This window comes from Paenibacillus sp. 102 (assembly GCF_039549175.1).
GTDB lineage: Bacteria > Bacillota > Bacilli > Bacillales > Bacillaceae_G > Bacillus_A.
This window is the reverse complement of record NZ_JBCGHT010000004.1, coordinates 98,497-110,535: the sequence shown is the minus strand read 5'-3', so window position 1 is coordinate 110,535 and position 12,039 is coordinate 98,497. Positions and strand designations below refer to the sequence as shown.

Sequence of the window (12,039 nt, the reverse complement as noted above, 5' to 3'; positions counted from 1 at the left end):
ATGATTTCACTTCTAATTGCTAGAGAGGACAGCTTTTCTGTACATATATATGCTATTTTCATAAGTTACCCTCCGTTGTAGAGTTGGTTTAAATAATGGATCTCTGTTTGTAACCCATCAGCCAACGAAATGGAAGGGGAATATTGAAGGAGGGAAGTTGCTTTAGAAATATCGGCCCATGTGTGTTTAGGCTCTCCAGGTACTGCGTTGAGAAAATGTATTTTTGCTGTCTTACCGAGTTTTTTCTCTAGCAAGGAAATGACATCTAATACGGATGCTCGTTCTTTTCCCCCAATATTGATGATTTCACCTATTATACGATTTTTGGTTTCTAGAGCAGCTATGGTACCGCGTATACAGTCATCGATATAAGTAAAATCACGTGTTTGAGTTCCGTCACCAAAAATAGTAAGAGGTTTATCTTCTAACATTTGTTTTATTAGTCTATGAAATGCCATATCAGGACGTTGGCGCGGTCCATATACTGTAAAGTATCTTAGAATAACAATCGGTATATCGAAGTTTGTTTGATATATATGACATAGATGTTCTCCACTTAACTTTGTCACACCATATGGTGATAAAGGGCTAGGAAACAAATCTTCAGAAACTGATCCTGTTTTTTCACCATAAACAGAAGAAGTAGAAATATGAATAAATTTACTTAAATTTATATGCTTACAGGCTTCAAGTAAGCGCTGTGTAGCGAGAATATTATTGGTCACATATGGATCGAAATCTTTCCCCCAACTTGTTCGTACACCCGGAATTGCAGCTAAATGATAGACAATATTTACATCTTCTAAAAGCTTAGATAAATCAGTAGTTAAAAGATCACCTTGTATAAATTGAAACCGTGGGTGGTTTTTGAACTGTTGTATATTTTGATGTTTTGATGTGGTGGGAGTAGGACCGATGAAATGATCAATCCCAATTAAATGGTAGGATTCGTTTTTGAGTAATGCTTGACATAGATGGGAACCAATAAAACCGGCTGCGCCTGTAACAAGGATTTTCATGGACGACCAACTCCTATATATTGTAAACCGTGTTTCTCTACTTCATTTTTTTCAATGCAATTACGACCATCAACAATTGTACTTCCTCGCATCATTTTTTTCACTTGTTGCCAATCAAGTGTTTTAAATTCATTCCATTCTGTCGCAATGATTACACAATCAGAATTTATAATAGAAGATTTCAAGTGAGTATGCTCCGTAACATGTGGTTTTAGAGGAGAAGGAAGGTGGGCCTTTGGATCGTAGGTATGAATTTCGTAACCAAGAGAGATTAATTTTTCAATCAGTGTAATAGCAAGGGAATAACGTATATCGTCTGTATGAGGTTTGAAGGAAATTCCTAATACTGTTATTCGGTTTGAAGTAGGGTTTTTTAATTTGTCTTTAATTTTTTCGATATAATAGTCTACTTGTGTGGAATTAATAGATTGTACGGCTTGTAAAATGAGAGGCTCTACTTGTTTGCTTTTCGCTGTATAGATTAATGAATTCAAATCTTTCGGGAAGCAGGAGCCACCATATCCAATTCCAGCTTGGAGAAAATGAGGGTTAATTCGGAAATCGTACCCAATTCCTTTTGCTACTTCTGTAATATCAACTTGATATGCGTCACAAATTCTAGCAATTTCATTGATAAAAGATATTTTTGTAGCTAAAAAAGCATTGGAAGTGTATTTAATCATTTCCGCACTACTTAAAGTTGTATGAAAGAATGGAGCTGTAATATCTTTATATATTTCTTGCATAATTTCAAGGGACTGTGTATCGCCCTTTTGTATACCTACCACTGTTCTATCTGGAAAGAGCATATCATGGACAGCGGATCCTTCTCGAAGAAATTCGGGATTAGAAACAATATTAAAAAGTGAAGAGTCTATCCCTTTTTTTATGAGTATTTCACCTATGAGTTGATTCGTACCAGGTGGAACTGTACTTTTTGTGATAATTGTTTTATATGATTTTATGTTTTCAGCTATTGTATCGATAACAGAATAAATGTATTGTAAATCTGTTTTTCCATTGGGGGCGGAAGGAGTTCCAACAGCAATCATAATAACTGGTGTTTGATGAATGACTTGACCAATATCACTACAAAATTGCAAGCGATTTCTATTTTTATATAGTAGTTCTTTTAAATCCGGTTCGTAAATAGGAAGCTCTCCTTTTTGAAGAATATCAATTTTACTTTGATCTTTATCAACACAAACAACATGATGTCCTAAATTGGCTAATACTGCTGCTGAAGTTAGTCCAACATAGCCAGAACCTATTATACATATGTTCATAATAAGGCACGCACCTTTCTAAAAATTAGTACTCGCTTGTATATTATATTGGTGGACAAGTCTGACTTGTGCCATATCAAAAGCCCTATTCATACGATAAACGACAGGGGAAGATAAGTTAAATGCCTTTTTTTGATAGATTGATGAGCGAGTAACGAATTATTGAATATACTATTGGAAATAGGATGAAGGAGCGAGGGTCGTGATAAAAAAAGCAATAATTCCAGCTGCCGGTTATGGGACGCGTAGCCTTCCTATTACAAAAGTAGTTCCAAAAGAGATGTTTCCGATAGGAAATAAACCTGCGATTCATTATATTGTAGAAGAAGCTGTAAAATCTGGAATTGAACAAATATTAATTATTCTTTCAAGAACAAAGAATTTAATAGTTGATTATTTTGATTATTCATTGGAATTGGAAGCGTTTTTGGAAAGGGAGGATAAAGCACATTTATTAAAAGGATTTTCTATTCCTAATATTCAAATTCATTACACAAGGCAGCCATATGCAAGAGGACTGGGTGAAGCAATAAAACTAGCGGAAACATTTATAGGGAATGATCCTTTTGCTGTACTTTTACCAGATGATATCGTAATTTCGGATAAAGAACCAGCTTTAAATCAATTAATTAGGATATACGAAGAGACAAAAAGTAGTGTACTAGGTATCCATACAGTACCGGATGAAAATTTAGAAAAGTATGGGATTGTAAAAGGTAATGTTGTAAAAAAGGATTATATTCAAGTTACAGATATTGTTGAAAAACCGAAAATAAATCCCCCATCTAATTTTGCAGTGATTGGTCGGTATGTTTTTACACCAGATATTTTTCCTTTGTTAAAAAACATACAGCCTGGAGTCGGAGGAGAATATCAACTCACTGACGCGATCCATTCTTTACTTACAACGAAAAACGTGTATGGGAAAATCATCGATGGAAACCGATATGATATTGGACAAGAAGATGAATATATTCAAATTCTTAATCTTATACATGGACAAAATAAAGGGAGTAAGGATTAAAGGGTGGGAATATTTATTCATGCATGTGAGTAATTCAATAAGTGTTTATTAAGCTATTCACATGCATTGTTGTAGATTTTGAATCAATTACTTATAATTTATATTACTTATTAAAGGTAGATTGATTATTTCTTTTTTATTCAAATAAAAAGTTGAATTACTAAAAAGGAGGAAGAAACATTGTATCAAAATACCCTGGAAGGCTATCAAATTAGAACTGCACATAGCGAGGAAAGTATTCTCATTATTCATATGCTAAAAGAAGTTGCACAGTGGTTAAAAGAGAAAGAAATCGACCAGTGGCAGTATCTCTTAGCAGGTGGAGATGATGAAGAGATCATTCAAGCTGTAAACAATAAAAACACTTACATCATTTTAAAAGAGAATGAAATGATAGGTACTTTTACACTGTCTTCCATACAATGTGAATGGGATCGCCATATTTTTGGTGAAGATGCTCTTTCTGATTCACTATATTTACATAGACTAGCGATTATCCCTAAGTGTATGAAAAATAGAATAGGCGAAGGGGCTTTGATGTGGATTCAAGATAATATGAATACTGACAAAACGTTCTTAAAGTTAGATTGTGTTGCAAATAATACGAAACTAAACAACTTCTATAAAAATAATGGTTTTGAGCATCTCGGCGTGATAGATGGTCATAATAAGTATCGAAAAAGGATAGGAAAATAGCTCCCATCCTTTTTCGGATAGCTGATTTACACTTACATCTTACAGTTGTTATTTAATATATATAGAAAAAAAAGAGGAGTGCGAACTATTTATACAGAATATTTAGATAACTGGAGGTGTAAAAGAATTGAGCCAAATTGAATTAGAAAACAAAATCGTAAAAACAAGGCAGGAGAAACAAATCATTCTTCGTTTTATCCTTGCTAGTCTAGTTGGTATCTTTATGTTTTTTGTTCCTGTCACAATCAATGGAACCTCATCGATCATGATTGACCACATTGTATCTTGGATTCGAGCAGTAGTTCCGTCAGCTGTACCATATTATGCTTTATTTGTCATGACAATTGGTGCAATATATCCGTTTTATACAAAGAAATGGAGTGCATCAATTGTAGATATTTGTTTTTCATTCTTAAAAGTTATTGGAGTCGTATTTGGAGTATTGTACTGCTTTAAAATAGGACCAGCTTGGTTTTTTGCTCCTGATGTTGGACCATTTTTGTATGAAAAGTTAGTGATCTCAGTGAGCTTGCTTGTTCCAATCGGATCGGCATTTTTAGCATTATTAGTCGGATATGGCCTATTAGAATTTATCGGGACATTTTGTAGACCGATTATGAGACCATTATGGAAAACGCCGGGGCGATCAGCAATTGATGCAGTTGCTTCTTTTGTGGGGAGTTATTCGCTTGCCTTATTAATTACGAACCGTGTGTATAAAGAGGGGAAGTATACAATTAAAGAAGCTGCCATTATTGCGACAGGCTTTTCAACGGTTTCGGCAACATTTATGATTATCATCGCTAAAACGTTAAACATTATGCACTTATGGAATTTGTATTTTTGGACCACACTTATCGTAACATTCATTGTAACCGCTATCACCGTAAGAATCCCACCACTACGAACAAAACCAGATACATATATTACTAAAGAAGGTTTTCCAGAACCAGTTTATAAAGAGAAGATGTTAGAGCGCGCTTGGGAAGATGCGTTAGAAGTATCGAAATCGGCACCAAGTGTGATGAAAAATATTTTGGTTAATCTAAAAGATGGATTCATTATGACGATGGGGATTTTGCCATCCATTATGTCTGTTGGATTAATCGGTATTTTACTTGCAAAGTATACACCGGTATTTGATTGGATTAGTTACATATTCTATCCGTTTACATGGTTGATGCAGCTCCCAGAAGCAGAACTAGCCGCGAAAGCAGTATCAGTTGGAATTGCTGAAATGTTTTTACCATCATTACTTGTTGTGAGTGCACCGCTTGTAACTAAGTTTGTGATTGCGGTTGTATCCGTATCATCTATTTTATTTTTTTCAGCATCGATTCCATGTATTTTGTCTACAGATATTCCGTTAAAAGTTTCCGAACTTATTATTTTGTATGTGCAAAGAACAATTTTAACATTGGTGATTATTACGCCAATTGCATATGTTTTGCTTTAAGGGAAAAAGGCTCGCTTATGCTATAAAAGTGAGTCTTTTTTTCTGTATTATTGGATTTAAAGTGATAGAAAATAAAATTTAGAATATTTTGTTATATGTTACGTGGCAAACTATAATATAGCTAGGTACATAGAAAAGGAGATTTGTTTATGGAAATAATAAACGAAAGAGCGATGCTACGATTAATGGGTGCAAATGATGTAGAAAAATTATTTGCTATTGTGGAAGGAAATAAAGAAATATGGACGTATTTAATAGCTAAAATGGACAACTATCAAGATATGGAGCGATATGTTGAAACCGCAGTAAAACGATATAAAAAGGGAACGGATTTACCATTTGTTGTGATAAATCAAAAGACGAATGAAGTTGTCGGCAGTACACGTTTGTACAATATATCAACAGAAAGCAAGACTGCCGAGCTTGGTCAAACATGGTATCATCCGAGTGTACAGAGAACGAGTATAAATACGGAATGTAAGTACATGTTATTGCAATATGCGTTTGAAAAATTAAAGATGCTGCGCGTGCAAATAAAGACAGATTTGCGAAATGAAAAAGCGCAGCGAGCAATTGAAAGGCTAGGTGCAGTAAAAGAAGGAGTATTACGAAATGAAAGAAAGTTACCGAGTGGCTATGTAAGGGATGCGGTAGTATATAGCATCATTTTGAGTGAGTGGCCAGTAGTGAAAGAGCAACTACTGAAAAAAATGGATTTACATAAATAGGAGGTTTACATGATAAATATTGAAACAAAGCGACTAAAGATGATTCCCTTTACATTAGAACTTGTCGAGGCAACGATAAAAGGAAGAGAAGAGTTGCAGGAAATCATACCATATAAAGTATCTTTAGACTGGCCAATGCCTGATTATAAAGATATTTTGCCGTGGATTGCGGAAGGTTTACGGAAAAATCCAAAGCAAAGTAAGTGGAGTGGACTCATTATTCATAAGGAAGATAATGCAATTATTGGTGATATGGGTTGTAAAGGTGCACCTGATTCAACTGGTACAGTTGAGATTGGATATAGTATCGTATCAGATTATCAAGGAAATGGTTATGCGACTGAGATGGCGAGAGCTTTTGTAGAGTGGCTTAAGCAGAATGAGGAAGTAAAAACGATTAAAGCAGATTGCTTAACGAGTAATGTTGCTTCAAGTAGAGTGTTAGAAAAAGCAGGCTTTACATGTGCACTTGAGGAGCAACATATGAAATATTGGATTATAAAGTAGATAGAAAAAAGAGGTTCGTTTCTATGAAATTAGGAAAATCTCTTCTTTTTTTCTTACAAAATGATAACTTCTTTTATATACTTTTGTTTCATCATTCCCTTCTGTGAAGAAATTCGTTACAATAGAGTTGTATGAGAAATTTGTACATAAATCAAATTCATAAAGTATGAACCGCAAATAATAGTAAATTAAAAATCCTCTATTTGAATGAAAACCCTTTATAGCACGAATCAATTGTTGAGAAAAGTGCCTTCTTTCAAATAAACTCAAATATAATGATTCAAAAAAGATCATTTTAAATTAATAGAAGTATGGATGATGCACGGAGGCTAGTACAAATGAAACAAAATAAGAAAAGTAAAAAAAGAAGAATCTTGCAAGTGTTCTTGCTTATGATTAGTTCTATGATTCTATTTGTAAGTTATGTAGCTTACGATATTTGGAGTTATCGCTTTAAAACAGACGAGGTACCTACAGATGCTGCTGTTGTACTAGGAGCGGCGTCTTGGAACGGAAAGCCGTCTCCTGTATTTCGCGAAAGAATCAATCATGCGATTTCCTTGTATAAGAATGGAAGTATTAAAAAAATTATTTTTACAGGTGGTACCAAATTTGAAGCGGAGCAAGAAGAAGCACGTACTGCAAAAGCGTATGCAATAAAACATAACGTAAAGGATGAAGATATATTAATTGAAACACAGTCGCGTTTTACAGAAGATAATTTAAAGAATGCGAAACAGGTCGGAATTGATAATGGCTTACATACATACACGATTGTAAGTGATCCTCTTCATATGAAGCGAGCGATGAAAATAGCGAAGCATATTGGGATGGATGCATATGCATCACCAACGCCAACATCAGCATATAAAACATTAGATACAGAAATTCCGTTCTTTTTTAAAGAATTATGTTCTTATATTGGGTATGTTGCATCGTTACCTTTACGTATGCTGAAAGGTGATTAAACAAGTAAGAGAAAGGATAGATAAGGCAGAACTACTCTGCCTTATCTATCCTTTTTGTTATGTGAATATGTTGTAATTTTCCTATAACTTTACAAATTATAGAAAATTTTTATAATAAAAGCCTTGTATTTTCATCGGAATAGTGACACAATAGAGAACATAATAAAATATAATCTTATCGAGAGAAGTGGAGGGAACGGCCCGATGAAGCTTCAGCAACCTATCTGTAATAAAAAGGTGCTAATTCCGAGTAGATAAGAAGGAAAAGAGATGACAACCTTCTTATATGTAAGGTTGTTTTTTAGTAGGAGGAGAAGGGATGAAGCGTTTATTTTTTGCACTTGTAAGTATTGTATGTAGTTTATTTATCATTACTGGTTGTACGCAGACATCAGGGGGCAATCAAAAAGAGATTCGTTTAGGCTTTACACCTGGTCCATATAGCGATCAAGTGAAAAAAGCAGTACAACCGTACTTAGAGAAAAAGGGATACAAAATTAAAATTGTTGAGTTTAATTCGCCAAACGAAACAAATCCTGCATTAACGAATAAGGATATTGATGCAAATATATTTCAAAGTACTGCTTTTATGAAGTCTTACGCAAAAGAAAATAATGCGAAAATTTCAAGTATTATTCAAGTTCCATCAGCACCTCAAGGTGTATACTCTGAAAAACATAAATCATTAGATGATTTGAAAGATGGAATGAAGATTGGGGTACCCAATGATCCAGTTAATTTAGAACGGGCATTACGTATTTTAGAAGAGATTGGCTGGGTGAAATTAAAAGGAAATGTAAATATTTTAACAATCTCTGAAAAAGACATAACGTTTAAAAAGAAAGATTTCAAATTAGTACCGCTCGAATCACCACAAATCCCAAGGGCAATGAAAGATTTAGATTACGGCATTATTAACGGAAATCTTGTCATTTCATCTGGACATAAGTTAAAAGAAGCATTGGAATTAGAAAAAACACCTCCGCAACACAGAATTATTGTTACTGTTCGTGATGAAGATAAAGAAAAACAATTTGCGAAAGACTTAATTGAAGCGTACCATTCACCAGAATTTAAAAAGATGATTCAATCTGAAGAACAATTTGAAGGATTCGTACTTCCTGATTACTTAAAGTAAAGGAGATCTTGATATGACATTATCATTTATAGAAACAGAAGAACAAGTTCTCGTATTGGAGAAGATAAAGGAATTAATTCCGCAGTTTGCAGGAAGGGAACATCAACTGAGTGAACTCGGATCTTTTCCTTTTGAAAATATTAAAGAGTTGCAGCATATCGGTTATACGAAGTTAACATTACCAAAAGATGTCGGAGGAAAGGCAATTTCGCTATATGACTTTGTTTTATTTCAAGAAAAGATTGCAGAGGGAGACGGAGCAACAGCTTTATCAATTGGCTGGCACCTTGGGATTGTGAAGGAACTTGCTGAAAATCGTTCATGGAAACCCGATATGTTCGCTTGGTTTTGTGACGAAGTAAAAAAAGGCGCTCTTTTTAACAGAGCGGCAACGGAACCAAAAACAGGGAGTCCAACGCGAGGCGGAAAACCAGAAACGTTAGCTGTACAAAAAGGTGATAAATGGATTATAAACGGGAGAAAGACTTTTACAACGATGGCACCTGTACTCGATTATTTCATTATTTCAGCGAGTATTGAAGGAAGAGAAGAGATTGGGGAATTTGTAATTCCAAGACATGAAAAGGGTGTGTTTATTGAGGAGACTTGGGATAGTGTTGCGATGCGCGGAACCGCTAGCCACGATCTTGTACTGCAGAATGTTGAAATCCCGAATAAATTTTTTACAGATGTAAAAGGTTCGAAGTCGAAACCGAAAGGAATTGGATGGTTACTTCATATACCAGCATGCTATTTGGGAATTGCACAGGCTGCAAGAAATTATGCAATTGATTTTGCGAAATCATATCAACCGAATAGTTTAAATCACCCAATCAGCTTGCTTCCAAACGTTAGAAGATTAGTAGGCGAATTAGAGTTAGAACTCTTGCAAGCTCGCACTTTTTTATACCAAGTGGCGAAAAAATATGATGAGGCGAAAAATAAACAATCCTTGCAAGCAGAATTAGCAGCAGCGAAATATATTGCGACGAATGCAGCGATATCAATTGTCGATAAGGCAATGAGAATTGTAGGGGCAAAAAGTTTATCTGAAAAGAATCCGCTGCACCGCTATTATTTAAATGTTCGCGCTGGTTTACACAATCCACCAATGGATGATGTAACACTCTCATTACTAGCAGACGATGCTTATAAATCAATTGAAAAGGAGTGAGTGAACGTGATAACGTTACGCAATATAAATAAAACGTTTCAGACGAAAGAAGGTTTATTTCACGGTGTAAAATCAGTCTCTTTACAAATTGAAGAACATGATATATACGGAATTGCTGGCTTAAGTGGTGCGGGAAAATCTACGTTATTACGTACAATGAATTTACTGGAAAAACCAGATTCAGGTGCAGTCATTGTAAATGGTAAAGATTTAACAAAGTTATCGAAAAAAGACTTACGAACAGCCAGACAGTCAATCGGGATGATTTTTCAACATTTTCATCTTCTTCATAATAAAAATGTATCGGATAATATTGCCCTGCCATTAGAATTGAAATCAGTTTCAAAAGAAGAGAAAGAAAAACGAGTGAGAGAATGTTTAGAGATTGTTGGTTTAAGTGATAAAGCACATCATTTTCCTTCACAACTGAGCGGTGGGCAAAAACAGCGTGTTGCGATTGCTCGTGCATTAGCAAATGATCCTAAGGTATTGCTTTGTGATGAACCGACATCGGCACTCGATCCGAAAACGACACTTTCTATTTTGCAATTTTTACAAAAGATAAATAAAGAGTTAGGAGTTACAATCGTAATCGTAACGCATGAAATGAATGTCATTAAACAAATTTGTAATAAAGTCGCGGTAATGGAAGAAGGAGAAGTTGTTGAATCATTCCACTTACGCGACCAACATTTAAAACCAACAACAGAAATTGCGAAACTTTTATTAGGAGTAGAGCAAGAGAGGGGCGTTGCACATGTTCAATAATGTTATTCCGCTCCTTCCAGAGATTTGGACATCGCTTTTACAAACATTATTAATGGTTGGACTTTCTGTGGGAGCAGCAATTATTTTAGGGGTTCCTTTAGGTGTAATTTTGTATTTTACAAGTAAAGGACAAATTTTGGAACAAAATATTGTCCATCGTATTTTAAATGGTATCGTAAATATTATTCGTTCATTTCCATTTATCATTTTACTAGTAGCACTTGTACCTCTCACAAGAACTTTATTGGGAACTACAATCGGTCCAATCGCTGCAACGATTCCTTTATCAGTAGCAGCAATCCCTTATTTTGCGAGACTCGTAGAGCAAGCGCTGCGCGAAGTTCCAAAAGGAGTAATCGAAGCTGCTGAAGCAATGGGAGCAACTCCGCTGCAAATCGTGTGGAAAGTACTGCTTGTTGAAGCGCGTTCAGGTCTTGTATTAAGCTTAACCGTTTTAACGGTAAGTTTTATTTCCTACTCCGCTATGGCGGGAGTTGTCGGAGGCGGGGGTGTCGGGGACCTAGCAATCCGCTTTGGATATTATCGTTTCCAAACAGATGTTATGGTTGTTACGGTACTTATGCTTGTCATTCTCGTTCAATCTGTGCAATTTATTGGGAATAGAATTGCTGCGAAAATTGATAAACGGTAAGTATAAAGGCTTCGGTGTATATCGAAGTCTTTTTTTAGTGCGAGATGAACAGTTAAAAGGTGTTCAATGATCAACGTGCAGGAAATTAGCACTATCGATATAGATATGAGAGAATGTAGGAGACAAAAACAGGGAATATATACTGTAAGGGGTGAACAACAGTGGCGGAAATTAAGTTTGATATTCAAAAAACTTTTGGAGCTATATCACAGTCACCTAAAGGCTGGAATAAAGAGCTCAATTTAATCAGTTGGAACGGAAAAGAGCCAAAATATGATTTGCGTGATTGGGCGCCTGAGCACGACAAAATGGGGAAAGGTGTCACATTAACGATGGAAGAGTTAAAAGCGTTAAAAGATATTTTAAACAGTATGGAGTTATAAAAACGGAATGTTTTGTGCAAATAAAACCACTTTTGAATCGTTATTCAAAAGTGGTTTTTGCATGATGTGCTAGAAAAGACTATACAATCTTTGTCTTTGTATCTCCTTTTTTATGATGTTCCGGTATGTAGATATATTGAGATACAATGAGAAGAACGCTTATAAAAAATACAGGGAACATACTCGATATAAATAGGCCATCAATCTTTAAATGAATGATTAGACAGACGATAATAATGA

General features: G+C 35.1%; 13 protein-coding genes and 1 riboswitch. Of the genes, 11 read left to right on the top strand and 2 right to left on the bottom strand.

What is annotated here, in order from left to right; all coding sequences use genetic code 11:
- Window positions 1–65 precede the first annotated feature (65 nt).
- Window positions 66–1,019, bottom strand: a complete 954-nt coding sequence (locus tag AAIE21_RS12695) for an NAD-dependent epimerase/dehydratase family protein (protein WP_343267117.1) — start codon at window positions 1,017–1,019, stop codon at window positions 66–68.
- Window positions 1,016–2,305, bottom strand: a complete 1,290-nt coding sequence (locus tag AAIE21_RS12690) for a UDP-glucose dehydrogenase family protein (protein ID WP_343267116.1) — start codon at window positions 2,303–2,305, stop codon at window positions 1,016–1,018. Before AAIE21_RS12690 ends, AAIE21_RS12695 begins: the two co-directional genes overlap by 4 nt.
- 202 nt (window positions 2,306–2,507) lie before the next feature.
- Here AAIE21_RS12690 and AAIE21_RS12685 point away from each other — a divergent pair, with 202 nt between their 5' ends.
- The 11 genes from AAIE21_RS12685 to AAIE21_RS12635 all read left to right on the top strand — a co-directional run bounded on the left by AAIE21_RS12685 (window position 2,508) and on the right by AAIE21_RS12635 (window position 11,799).
- Complete coding sequence (locus tag AAIE21_RS12685; protein WP_343267115.1) at window positions 2,508–3,329, top strand: UTP--glucose-1-phosphate uridylyltransferase; 822 nt, start codon at window positions 2,508–2,510, stop codon at window positions 3,327–3,329.
- 180 nt (window positions 3,330–3,509) lie between these two features.
- Window positions 3,510–4,025 carry a GNAT family N-acetyltransferase gene (locus AAIE21_RS12680; RefSeq protein WP_343267114.1) on the top strand — a complete coding sequence of 172 codons (516 nt, stop codon included), beginning with the start codon at window positions 3,510–3,512 and terminating at the stop codon, window positions 4,023–4,025.
- 127 nt (window positions 4,026–4,152) lie between these two features.
- On the top strand, window positions 4,153–5,481 hold the full coding sequence (locus tag AAIE21_RS12675; RefSeq protein ID WP_343267113.1) for a YjiH family protein: 1,329 nt from the start codon (window positions 4,153–4,155) through the stop codon (window positions 5,479–5,481).
- Window positions 5,482–5,630: 149 nt separating this feature from the next.
- A complete protein-coding gene (locus AAIE21_RS12670; protein ID WP_343267112.1) occupies window positions 5,631–6,209 on the top strand; it encodes a GNAT family N-acetyltransferase in 579 nt (192 codons plus the stop codon).
- A gap of 9 nt (window positions 6,210–6,218) precedes the next feature.
- The gene (locus AAIE21_RS12665) at window positions 6,219–6,716 is read left to right on the top strand and encodes a GNAT family N-acetyltransferase (protein WP_343267111.1); all 498 of its coding nucleotides are present in this window, start codon (window positions 6,219–6,221) and stop codon (window positions 6,714–6,716) included.
- Between the two features lie 338 nt (window positions 6,717–7,054).
- On the top strand, window positions 7,055–7,684 hold the full coding sequence (locus AAIE21_RS12660; RefSeq protein WP_343267110.1) for a YdcF family protein: 630 nt from the start codon (window positions 7,055–7,057) through the stop codon (window positions 7,682–7,684).
- 172 nt (window positions 7,685–7,856) lie between these two features.
- Window positions 7,857–7,945, top strand: a riboswitch (SAM riboswitch).
- 58 nt (window positions 7,946–8,003) lie between these two features.
- Window positions 8,004–8,822: a MetQ/NlpA family ABC transporter substrate-binding protein gene (locus tag AAIE21_RS12655; protein ID WP_343267109.1), complete on the top strand. Its 819-nt coding sequence runs from the start codon at window positions 8,004–8,006 to the stop codon at window positions 8,820–8,822.
- 13 nt (window positions 8,823–8,835) lie between these two features.
- Window positions 8,836–9,996 (top strand): acyl-CoA dehydrogenase family protein, encoded by a 1,161-nt coding sequence (locus AAIE21_RS12650; RefSeq protein WP_343267108.1) that lies wholly within the window; start codon window positions 8,836–8,838, stop codon window positions 9,994–9,996.
- A 6-nt stretch (window positions 9,997–10,002) separates the two neighbouring features.
- The gene (locus tag AAIE21_RS12645; protein ID WP_343267107.1) at window positions 10,003–10,764 is read left to right on the top strand and encodes a methionine ABC transporter ATP-binding protein; all 762 of its coding nucleotides are present in this window, start codon (window positions 10,003–10,005) and stop codon (window positions 10,762–10,764) included.
- Entirely contained in the window at window positions 10,754–11,416 is a 663-nt protein-coding gene (locus tag AAIE21_RS12640) for a methionine ABC transporter permease (RefSeq protein ID WP_343267106.1), read from the top strand. The genes AAIE21_RS12645 and AAIE21_RS12640 overlap by 11 nt, the downstream gene beginning before the upstream one ends.
- Before the next feature lie 161 nt (window positions 11,417–11,577).
- Window positions 11,578–11,799 (top strand): YdbC family protein, encoded by a 222-nt coding sequence (locus AAIE21_RS12635; protein ID WP_343267105.1) that lies wholly within the window; start codon window positions 11,578–11,580, stop codon window positions 11,797–11,799.
- Window positions 11,800–12,039: the final 240 nt, after the last annotated feature.